The organism is Mycolicibacterium psychrotolerans (assembly GCF_010729305.1).
Classification (GTDB): domain Bacteria; phylum Actinomycetota; class Actinomycetes; order Mycobacteriales; family Mycobacteriaceae; genus Mycobacterium; species Mycobacterium psychrotolerans.
Genome location: NZ_AP022574.1, coordinates 5,438,172 through 5,452,157 on the forward strand (window position 1 = coordinate 5,438,172; position 13,986 = coordinate 5,452,157).

Annotated in this window: 12 protein-coding genes; all 12 read right to left on the reverse strand. The window is 70.3% G+C overall.

What is annotated here, in order from left to right; translation table 11 throughout:
• Position 1: 1 nt before the first annotated feature.
• Complete coding sequence (locus G6N45_RS26150) at positions 2-298, reverse strand: DUF7162 family protein (protein WP_163726826.1); 297 nt, start codon at positions 296-298, stop codon at positions 2-4.
• A gap of 43 nt (positions 299-341) precedes the next feature.
• Positions 342-1,679, reverse strand: a complete 1,338-nt coding sequence (gene glmM, locus G6N45_RS26155; protein WP_163726829.1) for a phosphoglucosamine mutase — start codon at positions 1,677-1,679, stop codon at positions 342-344.
• 125 nt (positions 1,680-1,804) lie between these two features.
• On the reverse strand, positions 1,805-2,278 hold the full coding sequence (rpsI, locus tag G6N45_RS26160) for a 30S ribosomal protein S9 (protein ID WP_057151061.1): 474 nt from the start codon (positions 2,276-2,278) through the stop codon (positions 1,805-1,807).
• The gene (gene rplM, locus G6N45_RS26165) at positions 2,275-2,718 is read right to left on the reverse strand and encodes a 50S ribosomal protein L13 (RefSeq protein WP_057151062.1); all 444 of its coding nucleotides are present in this window, start codon (positions 2,716-2,718) and stop codon (positions 2,275-2,277) included. The genes rpsI and rplM overlap by 4 nt, the downstream gene beginning before the upstream one ends.
• A 183-nt stretch (positions 2,719-2,901) precedes the next feature.
• The gene (gene eat, locus G6N45_RS26170) at positions 2,902-4,326 is read right to left on the reverse strand and encodes an ethanolamine permease (protein ID WP_163726832.1); all 1,425 of its coding nucleotides are present in this window, start codon (positions 4,324-4,326) and stop codon (positions 2,902-2,904) included.
• A gap of 78 nt (positions 4,327-4,404) precedes the next feature.
• Positions 4,405-5,433, reverse strand: coding sequence for an alcohol dehydrogenase AdhP (gene adhP / locus G6N45_RS26175; RefSeq protein WP_179965244.1), 1,029 nt, complete (start codon positions 5,431-5,433; stop codon positions 4,405-4,407).
• A 124-nt stretch (positions 5,434-5,557) separates the two neighbouring features.
• Positions 5,558-7,081 (reverse strand): acetaldehyde dehydrogenase ExaC, encoded by a 1,524-nt coding sequence (gene exaC, locus G6N45_RS26180; protein WP_057151064.1) that lies wholly within the window; start codon positions 7,079-7,081, stop codon positions 5,558-5,560.
• 82 nt (positions 7,082-7,163) lie between these two features.
• A complete protein-coding gene (locus G6N45_RS26185; RefSeq protein ID WP_179965245.1) occupies positions 7,164-8,492 on the reverse strand; it encodes a helix-turn-helix domain-containing protein in 1,329 nt (442 codons plus the stop codon).
• A 112-nt stretch (positions 8,493-8,604) separates the two neighbouring features.
• Positions 8,605-8,901, reverse strand: coding sequence for a WXG100 family type VII secretion target (locus tag G6N45_RS26190; RefSeq protein WP_057151065.1), 297 nt, complete (start codon positions 8,899-8,901; stop codon positions 8,605-8,607).
• Between the two features lie 13 nt (positions 8,902-8,914).
• Positions 8,915-9,247 carry a WXG100 family type VII secretion target gene (locus G6N45_RS26195; RefSeq protein ID WP_163726838.1) on the reverse strand — a complete coding sequence of 111 codons (333 nt, stop codon included), beginning with the start codon at positions 9,245-9,247 and terminating at the stop codon, positions 8,915-8,917.
• Between the two features lie 96 nt (positions 9,248-9,343).
• A complete protein-coding gene (locus G6N45_RS26200) occupies positions 9,344-10,432 on the reverse strand; it encodes a type VII secretion-associated protein (protein ID WP_163726841.1) in 1,089 nt (362 codons plus the stop codon).
• On the reverse strand, positions 10,414-13,950 hold the full coding sequence (gene eccCa, locus G6N45_RS26205) for a type VII secretion protein EccCa (RefSeq protein WP_163726844.1): 3,537 nt from the start codon (positions 13,948-13,950) through the stop codon (positions 10,414-10,416). The genes G6N45_RS26200 and eccCa overlap by 19 nt, the downstream gene beginning before the upstream one ends.
• Positions 13,951-13,986 lie beyond the last annotated feature (36 nt).

Genomic DNA, 13,986 nt, shown 5'->3' on the forward strand with positions numbered 1-13,986 from the left:
ACTACCCGACCCGCTCGGCGGCGCGCGCGTCCGCCTCGACGTAGCGGTCAGCCGAGGAGCGCAGCACCGAGCCGATCTCCGCAGCCGCCCGGGACCAGTGGCGCAGCGCCAGCACCACCTCGTCGAGCGCCCCGCGCAGCGCCTCCCCGTGCGCCACGTACGCCCGCCCGGCCGTCGACCCGCCGAACGTCAACGCGCCCAGGTGATGTCGTGCCGCGCCGTCGACGATGCCTGCCGCCGTCTCGTATTCCCGCGCGATTGCGCGCACCATCACCGCGTCGACGCCTGTGGTCCCCATATGTAGTTGGACGCAGGGGACGCCCGGACGGTTCCCGGGGACGTCAGCTTTCCGCGCTGACCGACTCCGCGACCCGCACCGCCAGCTGCCGTGCGGTGTCCTCGTCGGCGGCCTCTACCATCACCCGCACCACCTGTTCGGTTCCCGACGGACGCAACAGGATTCGGCCGGTGTCTCCGAGCTCGGCCTCGACGGCGGCCACCGTGTCGCGCACCGACGGTGCGTCGGCGACCGTGGCCTTGTCCGCCACCTCCACGTTGATCAGCACCTGCGGCAACGTCTGCATCGGCGCCGCCAGGTCGGCCAGGCTGCGACCCGTCTGGGCCATCCGCGCCATCAACCGCAGTCCGGTGACGATGCCGTCGCCGGTGGTGCCGAACTCGGGGAGCACGATGTGCCCGGACTGCTCGCCGCCGAGCGCGAACGCCCCGGCGCGCAGCTCCTCGAGCACGTAGCGGTCTCCGACACCGGTGGTGCGGACCTCGATGCCGGCCGCCCGCATCGCCAGGTGCAGACCCATGTTGCTCATCACCGTCGCCACCAGCGTGTTGCCCGCCAACTCGCCGGCCTCCTGCATGGCCAGCGCCAGCACCACCATGATCGCGTCGCCGTCGATGACCCGGCCGTGCGCGTCGACGGCCAGGCAGCGGTCGGCGTCGCCGTCGTGTGCGAGGCCGAGGTCGGCGCCGTAGGACACCACCGCCGATCGCAGCGCGTCCATGTGCGTCGAGCCGCAACCGTCGTTGATGTTCACGCCGTCGGGGGCGGCATGGATCGGGATGACGTTGGCGCCGGCGGCGCGATATGCCAGCGGCGCCGCGGTCGAGGCCGCACCGTGTGCGCAGTCGACGACGACGGTCAGGGCGTCGAGACGAGTGGCGGCCGCCGTGCCGACGTGCCGCAGGTAGCGCTGCAGCGCGTCCTCGGCGGCGACGACGCGGCCGATGTTCGCGCCGGTGGGCCGGTCACCCGGGCCCTGGTGCACGAGCTCCTCGATGCGGTCCTCGGTGTCGTCGTCCAATTTGTGACCGCCGGAGCCGAAGATCTTGATGCCGTTGTCGGGCATCGGGTTGTGGGAGGCGGAGATCATCACGCCGAAATCGGCGTCGTAGGCGGCGGTCAGGTAGGCCACCGCGGGGGTCGGGAGCACACCGACGCGCAGCACGTCGACGCCTTCGCTGGTCACGCCGGCGAGCACGGCCGCCTCCAGCATCTCGCCGCTGGCGCGGGGATCGCGGCCCACCACGGCGACCCGTCGGCGGGCCGTGCCGGCTCTGATGAGGCGCCGCGCCGCCGCGGCGCCCAGGGCCATCGCCAATTCAGCGGTCAGATCCCGGTTGGCGACTCCGCGCACGCCGTCGGTGCCGAACAGTCGAGCCATGGTGACAACCTCTCACACGATTCTGCGAGCAACCTAACCGCCGGCGCGGCCATCCGGACGGAGGATCAACGGCACGGCGCCCGGCCACTCCGAATGGAGCGACCGGGCGCCGTGTCGAGAAGTGATCAGCGCTTGCTGTACTGAGGCGCCTTGCGGGCCTTCTTCAGACCGTACTTCTTGCGCTCGATGGCACGCGGGTCACGCGTGAGGAAGCCGGCGCGCTTGAGCGCGGGCCGGTCCTCGGGCTGGACGATGATGAGCGCCCGAGCGATGGCCAGGCGCAGCGCGCCGGCCTGACCCGAGGGGCCGCCACCGTCGAGGTGGGCATAGATGTCGAAATGCTCCAGCCGATCGACGGTGACCAGCGGCGCCTTGATCAGCTGCTGGTGCACCTTGTTCGGGAAGTAGTTCTCCAGGGTGCGGCCGTCGAGGTGGAACTGGCCGGTGCCGGGCACCAGGCGGACGCGGACGACGGCCTCCTTGCGGCGGCCGACCGTCTGGATCGGGCGGTCGATCACGATGGGCTCGCGCGGAGCGGCCTCGGACTCGACGTGGACGTCGGTCTCGACGGTCTCGGTCGTGTACTCGGGTTCGGTCACTGGGCCACCTGCTTGATCTCGAACGGAATCGGCTGCTGCGCGGCGTGCGGATGATTCGGGCCGGCGTACACCTTCAGCTTCTTCTGGACCTGACGGCTGAGCTTGGTGTGCGGCAGCATGCCGATGATCGCGTTCTCCACGACGCGGGTCGGGTGCTTGAGCAGCAGCTCGCCGATCGAACGCCGACGCAGGCCGCCGGGATACCCGGAGTGGCGGTAGGCGAACTTCTTGGTCAGCTTGTCGCCGCTGACGGCGATCTTGTCGGCGTTGATGACGATGACGAAGTCACCGCCGTCGACGTTCGGCGTGAATGTCGGCTTGTGCTTGCCGCGCAGCAGCTTGGCTGCTTCGACGGCGAGCCGGCCGAGCACCACGTCGGTGGCGTCGATGACGTACCACGAACGCGTGGTGTCACCCGCCTTCGGCGTGTACGTAGGCACAGCGCTACCTCTTCTTCTCTCGGGTGAGTCCCGGGCTGTCCGGGTGCCGGTCGGGCGTACGCTCTCGTTGCCTCGGCGACCGACGGAGACCCGAGGTTCCGGCAAGCGCAGCGCACGCCAACGAGGCAGCTTACCTGCGGCTGTCGCCGCAGGTCAAAACGCCTCCTGGCGCAGCGGTGGCGGTCAGGACAACGTGTCCTCGGCCGCGGCGACCATCGCGAACTCCTCGTCGGGCGAGTTCGACACCAGTCGGTGCCGGCTGTAGACCGCGAAGTACAGCATGAACAACGCGAACACGCCCAGGCAGCACAGGGCCGCGACGACGTGGACCAGGAACGTCGCGACCACTGCCAGCGAAGCGATGACCAGCGCGAAGCCGGTGGTGACGACGCCACCGGGCGTCCGGTACGGACGGGGCATGTCCGGTTCGCGCCGGCGCAGCACGATGTGACTGACCATCATCAGCACGTAGCTGACGGCGGCGCCGAACACCGCCATGTTGAGCAACAGGTCGCCCTGCCCGGTCAGCGACAGCGCGAAGCCGACGAGGCCCGGCACGATCAGCGCCAGCGTCGGCGCCTTGCGCCGGTTCGTCACCGACAGCGCGGTCAGGAGGTACCCCGCACGCGACAGCGCGAACAACTGCCGCGAGTAGGCGTAGATGATCGAGAAGAAGCTGGCGATCAACCCGGCCAGGCCGATGTAGTTGACGACGGTGGCCGCGGCCGTGTCACCCAGCGCCTCGACCAGGGGGTTGCCCGAGCCGGACATCGCGTCGGCGCCGCCCGCCCCGGGCACCAGCACGAGCACCGTCACGCAGGTGACCAGCAGCACGCCCATCGCGGCGATGATGCCCCGCGGCACGTTGCGTTCCGGCCGGGTGGCCTCCTCGGCGGCCAGCGGCACGCCTTCCACGGCCAGGAAGAACCAGATCGCGAACGGGAGCGCCGCCCAGATGCCGAGGTAGCCGAACGGCAGCAACGACGAGGCGCCTGCGGCGTCGGTGGCCGCGATGTCGGTGAGGTTGGCCGCGTCGAAGCGGCCCACCGCCGCGATCGCGAAGACCACGAGACCGACGAGGGCCACCGCCGTGATCACGAACATCACCTTGAGCGCCTCGCCCACCCCCGACAGGTGGATGAGGATGAAGACGGCGTACGCCGCGAGGTACACCCACCACCCGTCGCGGATGCCGAACAGGTTGAGCGACTCGACATAGGCGCCGATGAACGTCGCGATCGCGGCAGGGGCGATCGAGTACTCGATCAGGATCGCCGTACCGGTGGCGAACCCGCCCCAGGGACCGAGCGCACGGCGGGCGAAGGTGTAGCCACCGCCCGCGGCGGGCAGCGCCGAGGAGAGCTCCGCCATGCCGAGCACCAGGGCGAGGTACATCGCGGCGATGATGACCGCCGCGATGGCCAGCCCGCCGAACCCGCCCTGGGCGAGGCCGAAGTTCCAGCCGGAGTAATCCCCCGACACCACGTACCCGACGCCGAGGCCGGCGAGCAGAAGCCAGCCTGCGCTCCCCGATTTCAGCTGGCGCTGCTGCAGGTAGTCATCGGGCTTCTGATGCTCCGCGACTCGGCGTTCTGAGTTCGTCGACACGCTGTACTCCCTGCCTGTGTCCGGGGTGAGCCGTACAGGTACTTCTCAGAAATGCGGCCGGGTAAACATGCGGAGCTCTCAGCGGTAGTCGATCACGACCCTGCCGTCGATGCGGCCCTGCTCCATGTCGGCGAACACGGTGTTGATGTCGTCGAGCGCGGCGGTGTGCACCGTCGGGTGGATCAGCCCGCGGGCGAAGAAGTCGATCGCCTCGACCATGTCCTGGCGGGTCCCGACGATGGAGCCGCGGATCGTCAGCCCCTTGAGCACGATGTCGAAGATCGACGCGGGGAAGTCGCCGGGCGGCAGGCCGACGAACACGATGGTGCCGCCGCGCCGCGCCAGCCCGATGGCCTGACCGAACGCCTCCGGATGCACCGCGGTGACCAGGACACCGTGCACGCCGCCGGTGGCGGTCTGCACCTCGGCGACGACGTCGGCGGTGCGGGCGTTGACGACGACTTCGGCGCCGAGGCCGGTGGCCAGCGCGAGCTTGGAGTCGTCCACGTCGATCGCGACGACGCGCAGACCCATCGCGATCGCGTACTGCACCGCGACATGGCCCAGGCCGCCGATCCCGGAGATCGCCACCCACTGCCCCGGCCGGGTGTCGGTGACCTTGAGGCCCTTGTAGACGGTGACGCCCGCGCACAGGATCGGCGCGACCTCGACCGGATCGAGTCCGTCGGGGATGCGGGGGGCGTAGGCGGCGTTGACGAGCATGTAGGACCCGAAGCTGCCGTTGACGGTGTAGCCGCCGTTGCGCTGGTGCTCGCACAACGTCTCCCAGCCGGTGCGGCAGTACTCGCAGCGCCCGCACGCCGACCACAGCCACGCGTTGCCGACCTTGTCCCCCACTTTCAGGTCGTCGACGCCGTCGCCGACGGCCACCACGGTGCCGTAGCCCTCGTGGCCGGGGACGAACGGCGGCGTCGGCTTGACGGGCCAATCACCATGTGCGGCATGCAGATCGGTGTGGCACACGCCTGAAGTCTCGAGCTTCACCACGGCTTCGCCGTAGTCGGGCTTGGGCAGCTCGAGCTCTTCGATCGTCAGCGGGGAACCCAGCTGGTGGACAACGGCGGCGCGCATCGTGTTCTCGGTCATGTGTCGATCCCACGCCGAAAGCCCGTGCCGGATAAGGGACTTTTGGTCCACGATCGATGGCCGAACAGACACAAACTCGCACGGATCGAGGGGAATCCGTGCGAGTTTGCGTCTGGTCAGCGGCTCAGAAGAAGCCGAGGGCCTTGTCGCTGTAGCTGACCAACAGGTTCTTGGTCTGCTGGTAGTGGTCGAGCATCATCTTGTGGTTCTCCCGGCCGATGCCGGACTGCTTGTAGCCGCCGAACGCCGCGTGCGCGGGGTACTGGTGGTAGCAGTTGGTCCACACCCGGCCGGCCTTGATGTCGCGCCCGGCCCGGTAGGCGGTGTTGCCGTCACGGCTCCACACCCCGGCGCCGAGCCCGTACAGCGTGTCGTTGGCGATGCTGATGGCCTCGTCGTAGTCCTTGAAGGACGTGACCGCCACGACCGGCCCGAAGATCTCCTCCTGGAACAGCCGCATCTTGTTGTGACCGGTGAAGATCGTCGGCGCGACGTAGAAGCCGCCGTTGAGGTCGCCGCCGAGCTGGGCACGCTCACCGCCGGTGACCACCTGTGCGCCCTCGCTCTTGCCGATCTCGATGTAGGACAAGATCTTCTCGAGCTGATCGTTGGAGGCCTGCGCGCCGATCATCGTCTCGGTGTCGAGCGGGTCGCCCTGCCGGACCGCCTTGGTGCGGATCGCGGCCAGCGCGAGGAACTCGTCGTAGATGTCGGCCTGGATCAGCGAGCGCGAGGGGCACGTGCACACCTCGCCCTGATTGAGGGCGAACATCGTGAAGCCCTCGAGCGCCTTGTCCTGGTAGTTGTCCGCCGCGGCCATCACGTCGTTGAAGAAGATGTTCGGGCTCTTGCCGCCGAGCTCGAGGGTGACCGGGATCAGGTTCTGCGAGGCGTACTGCATGATCAGCCGGCCCGTGGTGGTCTCGCCGGTGAACGCGATCTTCGAGATCCTGTTGCTCGACGCGAGCGGCTTGCCCGCTTCGACGCCGAACCCGTTGACGATGTTGACCACGCCGGCGGGCAGCAGGTCGCCGATGACCTCGAACAGGTACAGGATCGATGCGGGCGTCTGCTCAGCGGGCTTGAGGACGATGGCGTTGCCCGCGGCCAGTGCCGGGGCCAGTTTCCAGACGGCCATCAGGATCGGGAAGTTCCACGGGATGATCTGACCGACCACGCCCAGCGGTTCGTGGAAGTGGTAGGCGACGGTGTCGACGTCGACCTCGGACAGCGATCCCTCTTGTGCACGAATGCATCCGGCGAAGTAGCGGAAGTGATCCACGGCCAGCGGGATGTCGGCGTTCAGCGTTTCGCGGATCGGCTTGCCGTTGTCCCACGACTCGGCCAGCGCGATGGACTCGAGGTTCTCCTCGATGCGGTCGGCGATCTTGTTGAGGATCACCGCCCGTTCGGCCGCCGAAGTCTTGCCCCAGGCCGGCGCGGCGGCGTGGGCGGCGTCGAGCGCCTTCTCGACGTCGCTCTCGTCGGAGCGCGGCACCTCGGTGAACGACTCACCGGTCACCGGCGTCGGGTTCTCGAAGTAGCGGCCCGCGTTCGGCGGGACCCACTGACCGCCGATGAAATTCTCGTAGCGGGGCTTGAACGACATCAGCGAGCCGTCGGTCCCCGGTCGGGCATACACAGTCATAGTGGTACTCCTGCTCGTGTGGTGTGCGTCACTGAAGGTACGCGCGCCACCGTTGCAGCACGGTTGCATCACCAGGAGCAGATCAGCCGAATTCGAAGTCCAGTCCCGCGAGGTGCCCACCCGCGCGGGCGCGGGCGACCGCGTTCAGCCCGGCACAGTCGCGCAGCGCCTGCCAGCCGTCACGGTCGTCGCGGCCTTCGGGCAGCTCGAGCCAGCGTCGCAGCAGCCCGACGCGCCCCTGCGCGCTCTCGGCGAGGACGGCCTCGCGCAGTGTCGCCGACAGCTGCGTGCGCAGCCGCGCCACCGCCGGGGACACCGACTGGGTGAGCAGCGGCCCGGTGTACCGGTTCAGCGCCGCCTCGACGTCGCCGGCGTCCAGCGCGTCGAACACCTCGCCGATGTCGCTGGTGATCGGCGCCAGCAGCCGGTAGGGCCGCGAGCCGAGGTTCTCGGCGCCGATGACCTTGCGCAGCCGCGACATCTCGGCGCGCACGGTGACGACGTCGAGGTCCTTGTCGTCGAGCAGCACCGCGAGGTGGTCGGCCGACAAGCCCTCGGGATGCCGGCTCAGCAGCACCAGGATGTCGGCGTGCCTGCCGGTCAGATGGGTGGCCTGCAGGTGGCCGTAGCTGTCGGTGGTGACCCAGCGGGGCCGGTCCCCGCCGAGCACCACCAGGTGCGGCTTGCGCGCTGCCGGCTCAGCCGCGACGCCCGCCAACCGCAGCAGTGCCAGATGGTTCTCGACGGCCACCGCCGTGGCGCGCACCAGCGCCAGCGTCTGCGACGACGCGACCTGGGCGCCGCCGGTCAGGTCGATCGCGCCGAGCAGCGCCCCGGTGGTCGGGTCGTGCACGGGTGCGGCGGTGCAGCTCCACGGCTGCACGATGCGGGAGAAGTGTTCCGAGCCGTGGATCTGCAGCTCGCGGTCGAGCGCCAGCGCGGTACCGGGCGCGTTGGTGCCGGCGCCGCGTTCACTCCAGTCGGCGCCGGGCACGAAGTTCATCGCCTCGGCTTTGCGGCACGCCGTGGGATCGCCTTCGACCCACAGAAGCGTGCCGTCGGCGGCGCTGACGGCCACCACCACACCGGAGTCGACCGCGTCGTTGACCAGCAGCCGGCGGATGACGGGCAGAGCGGGCGCGAGCGGGTGGGTGTCGCGCAGCCGGGCGATCGCGGTGACGGCTTCGGCGGGCCGGGCGCCGTGGAAGTCGGGATCGACGCCGACGGCCAGGCTGCGCTCCCAGCTCTGCGCGACGACCGGGCGCAGCGACGAGTTGAGGTAGTCGGCGTCGACCTCGCCGGCGATGAACCGTTCGTGCACCGTACGCAGCGCCGACGGAGACGGGCGGGTTGTCGCCCGTCCGTTCGTCGTCTTCGCAGTTGCCACGCGGCGTTCCTCAGTGTCCGCCATCACACCCGCTGCCAGCCTAGCCCAGCTGGGCGGCCCACAGTGGCGGACAGTACTGTGCGACCCCCGATCGGCTCCCCTCCTCTCGGGGGCCGCACAGACTGCGGCGGGGTGCTCAGGCGCCCCAGGCGTTGGCGGCCGTGCGGTCGGTGGCGGCGACGTCGTCGGCGCCGTCGCGGACCGCATTGCCGAGGCTGAACAGGATGTCGTTGAGCGCCGCGGCGGATCGCTCCCAGCGGTCCTGCTCGACGCGGTAGGCATCGGCCGCATCGCGCGTCCAGGTCTGCTGCAGCGGGGCGATCTGCGTCCGCAGGTCGTCGAGAGCGGCGTTGAATCGCGCCGACGTGAGGTGGATCTGCCGGCGGATGGTGTGTTCGATCTCGGCGAAGTCGTACGACAGCATCGGATCCATGTCTGGTCCTCCTCTAGAGATGGGCGGCCACGGAACCGATGGCCTGGGAATGGCCGTCGGTGGATTCGCGCAGGACACGCTCGTTGTCCCGGATGGTCTCGGAGATGCGCTGCAGGGCGGCGTGCAGCCGCAGCGACTCGGCGTTCCACCGCTCCACCACGTCGCGGAACCGGGCGGCGGCGACCCCACCCCACACCGATGCCGGCACGCTGCTCATCTCCGCGATGAACGACTGCAGCATCGACCGGATCTCTTCGTTACGGGCGTCGGTCCGGCCCGCCACCGCCGACATCAGGTCGAAGTCGGTGGTGAGAGCGGCACCCGAGGGTCCTGACGGGATCGGCATCGCTGATCCTTCCGTTCTGACTGGTATCTGATCTTTTGTCTGTACAGAGTTGGACGCACCGGCCTCCCTTTCGGTTCCCTTGTCCCCGATCGAGTTTCAGCCGACCGCACGGGCACTGCGCACCGCGCGGACGCATTCCTCGCCGGGACCGCCCGCGGGTCGTCCTTCGGCCTGACAACCCACGGCGATCCGCACGTCGCCGTCGACGACCACCGCCCAGTCGGTCTGGCTGCCGGCCCGCAGTTCGCGGTAGGTCACTGCCGGGCGGTCGCCCACCGTCGCATCGGCCCGGAAGTCCGCGAACACCCCGTTCGGCGCGAATTCGATTGCCGAGCGCAGAGATTCAGCGACGTCGGACAATGACGCGGGACCTGAGGTGACCGACTGCGTCAGGTGCAGCGCCGGGGTTCCGCCGGGCGCCGACACCTGTACCCGCGCCGAGCCCGGTCCCGCCGTGATGCGGTGGACGGTCCACCCTGCCGGCACGTCCATCGCCACTCGACCCTCGGTCAACAGCACCCACTGCGCGGGTGCCGGGTACCGCGCCCACCACGGAGCCGTCCCCGCCAGCGCGAGCGCACAGCCGCCGAGCACGGCCGCCGTCTGCAACCCGGTCCTTCCGCGGCGCTTGAGCGGAGCCGTCGCCGCCGCAACGGCGCGCACGACGTGCCGCCTGCCGCTGCGCTCACACGGCCGACCCGACGGGGGCACGACGCCTGGGGGCACATCCACAAGCGCGGGACCGAGGCCGTCCAGAGTGTCTGGCACGGAGACCTTTTCGCGATCCAGGATGCGCACCGGGGCGTCAGGGGTCTGGATCACCACGATGTCGTCGGCGAGTTCGACCACGGCCATGCCGTGCGCCGAGGCGAGGATCGCCGCCCGGCGAAACACGACGACGTCGGAGGTGAACTCCTGCGCCGCGGCGGTGACGATCGCCGCCGCGGAAGCCGGCCACCAGGTCGGCAGCACCAGCGCCAGCGTGTGCGGCCGCGCACCGGACGCGGCGGCCAGCACGTCGCGCCACAGGACCGCGACCTCGACGAGGCGGCCGTCCACGACCGTCAGGCGATCAGCCAGGCAACCGATCGCCTGCTCGACCCATTCGGCCGGCGCGACCTCGGGTCCCCGCACCGTCGCCGGTCCCACCTCGACGACGACGGGCGTCACGGCGGGTCGAGCCAACCGACCTGGATCAGCTCATCGGGTCGACCGCGCACGGCGAGCGTGCCGCGGCCCGGGGGCAGCGGTCCGGGGCGCGTCGCACCGAGTTGGACTCCGTCGTCCGGCGCGGCGCTCATCATCAGCCCCGAGCACCCCATGTCGCGCATGCGGGCGAGCACCGGGTCGAACATCGCGCGTGCCGCCCCGCCGGAGCGCCGCGCCACGACGACATGCAGGCCGAGATCCTTGGCGTGCGGCAGGAAGTCGGCCAGCGGGGTCAGCGGGTTGCCTGTGGCCCCGGCGACGAGGTCGTAGTCGTCGACGACGACGAACACCTCGGGACCGCTCCACCAGGAGCGGTCCCGCAACTGGCGCTGCGTGACGTGTTCGTCGGGCATGCGGTCGGTCAGGCGGGCGGTCAGCGCCGCCAGGCGGGCGGTGAGCGCCACCGGAGACGCCGAATAGCCGGCCAGGTGGCCGGTTTCGACGAGACCGAGCAGGGTGCGCCGGTAGTCGACGATCTCCAGGGACACCTCCTCCTCACCGTGGGCGCGCACCAGTTCGGTGCAGAGCGTGCGCAGCAGCGCCGATTTGCCGCACTCCCCTTCGCCCAGGATCAGCAGGTGCGGGTGCTCGGCGAAGTCGAGGGTGACAGCACACAGATCGCGTTCCCCGATGCCGACGACCACCTGCCCGCGCCGCCGCGGGCCGTGCTCGATCGTGTCGTGGCGGACCGTGGCCGGCAGGAGTTCGACGCGCGGCGCGACGAACCCGTCGGGATGCCGGCGGACCGCGGCGGCGAACGGGCGGGCGATCACCATCTCGCGGCCGTCACGGGTGAGGCCGCGCCCGGGCGGTGCGGTGGCCAGGTCGCGGGCACGCCGCCGGTCCATCTCGGATTCGGCGGCCTCGCCGAGGCGTAACTCGATGCGCGTGCCGATCTGATCCTTGAGCGCGGGCCGCAGGTCGGCCCACCGCGACGCGGCGAGCATGACGTGCACACCGTAGGACAGGCCCCGGGCGGCGAGCGCGGTGATCGCCGTCTCGAGGGTGCCGAAATCCTGCCGGACCGTCGACCATCCGTCGACGACGAGGAAGACGTCTGCGGGCCGATCGGTGGGCTCGCGGCCCACGCGCCCCTCGGACTCTCGAGTGCTCAGCACCGTTTCGACGTGAGCCACCGTGCGCCTGCACAGATCTGGGTCCCGCCGGCCGGCGACGCACCCGACCTGCGGGAGGTCGGCCAGCGTGCGCAGCGTGCCGCCGCCGAAGTCCAGGCAGTAGAACTGGACTGCCCGGGCGTCGTGGCAGGCCGCAAGCGCCGACACCAGCGTGTGCAACGCGGTGGACTTGCCCGACTGCGGCGCGCCGATGACCGCGACGTTGCCCGCGGCGCCCGAAAGGTCGACCATCAGTGGCTCGTACCGCTGCTCGAAGGGGCAGTCGACGACACCGATCGGCACCCGCAGGCTGCCGGCGGGTGAGCCGCGCAGCAGGTCGTCGAGCGCCGGGGAGTGCGACAGCGGCGGCAGCCACACGCGGTGGGCCGCGCGGCCCCGCCCGGCCAGCCGGGTCAACACGGTGTCGAGCAACGGCCTGGAGGCGGCAGCCCGTACGGGCCCTTCGACCTCGGCGGCGTAGCTGAAGCGTTGCGCCACAACGGCACTGGACCCCGCGGCATCGCTGACGGTGTACCGCCCTGAGACGAACGCGGTCTGGAACCGGGTGACCTGCTCGGAGGCGGTCTTCAGGTACGCGGCCCCGGGCTGTGCGGGAAGGTGGTAGGCGTCGGGTACCCCGAGCACGGCGCGGGAGTCGGCGGCCGAGAACGTCTTCAAGCAGATGCGGTAGGACAGGTGAGCCTCCAGCCCGCGCAGTCTGCCCTCGTCGAGGCGCTGGCTGGCGAGCAGCAGGTGCACACCCAGTGACCGGCCGAGGCGGCCGACCGCGACGAACAGGTCGGCGAAGTCGGGGTGGCGGCTGAGCAGTTCGGAGAACTCGTCGACGACGATGAACAGCGAGGGCAGCGGCGCCAGCCGGCCGTCGTGCACCCGAATACGTTGATAGTCGGCGATGTTCGCGAGGTTGCCGGCCGCCCGCAGCACCTCCTGCCTGCGGTTGATCTCACCGGAGAGCGCGTCGTGCATCCGTGCCACCAACGGCGCCTCGTCGGCGAGGTTGGTGATCACCGCCGACACGTGCCGGGCCTGGTCGAGACCGAGAAATGTCGCGCCTCCTTTGAAGTCGACCAGAACCAGGTTCAGCACATCGGGTGAGTGGGTGGTGATCATGCCCAGCACCAGCGTGCGCAGGAACTCCGACTTGCCCGATCCGGTGGCGCCGACGCACAGCCCGTGCGGACCCATCCCGCCGACGGCTGCCTCCTTGATGTCGAGTTCGACCACGCCGCCGTCGTCGGACACGCCGATCGGCACCCGCAGTGCCGCCTGTCCGGTGCACGCCGCCCACATCGCCTCGGGGTCCAAACCCTCGGGATCGTCGAACGCCATCAGCGACAGCCAGTCCGCCTTGCCGCGCCGCGGGGTGCCGGCCTGCGGGGATCTGCCGGCGATGCGACGGGCACACGCCTCCGCCTCAGCCAGGGAAAGCATGTCAGGTCCGGCGTCGATCGCCATGCCGTCGGCCTCCACCGTCACCGCCGACTGCGGGCCTGCGGAGCGAACCGCGAGCACGGTGATCCCCTCTCGCTGCGCGGATGGTTCGGCACCGTCGGCGATGATCAGCCGGTGCCGCGGCGCGCCGGCAGTCCGGCTGTGGGGCAACCACTTCACCCAGTCCCACTCGGTGCCGGCACTGCCGGTCGAGGACACCGCGATGCCGAGTGTGTCCGGCGGGTGGGCAACAGCGGCCTGGCACACCATCGCCCGCGCCACCGCGCGGCTGATCCCGGGATCCCCGGTCACCGACAACGTGCGCACCGTTGACAGCGATACCAGCACGGGCACGTCGGCGACCACCGTCCGGTCCTGCAGGAGGCGGCGCACGGCGCCGGCGGTGACCGGGTCCTCGTCAGGCCCGAGTCCGGGCGCGGTGAGCGTCGTCGCCGCGGGCGCGCTACCGACACCCACACGGACCGCCAAGCATTCGGGATGGCGCTCGTCACGGCGCCACATCCGGCCCGAGCCGGCGATGGTCCACAGTGCCGCGGGATCAGGATGGTGACGGTACAGCCACGCGTGCTGATCGACCGCGGACGCCGCCAGCACGCCGTCGACGGTGTCGAGATAGCGCAGATATTCGGCACGGGCCGCGTTGATCTCGGCGGAGCGCCCCGCACCTCGGCCGCTGTGGACGAGCATGCCGACCACGGACACCAGCATCATCAGCGGCAGGACCAGCATCATGGGGCTGCGGGCATTCGAGCCGGCCGACCTGAGGTACAGCGCGCTCATGCCGACCATCGCGGCGATCATCGCTATCGGCATCAGCCGCGCCAGCGGGCTGACAGCGGTGGCATCTGGTAGCGGCGGCGGCGCCTCCAGAGCGATCCGGCCGCCCGGCGGATGCTCGGGTTCCATGCATGTGTAGACGCACCAGCAGCTCGACCGGTTCCG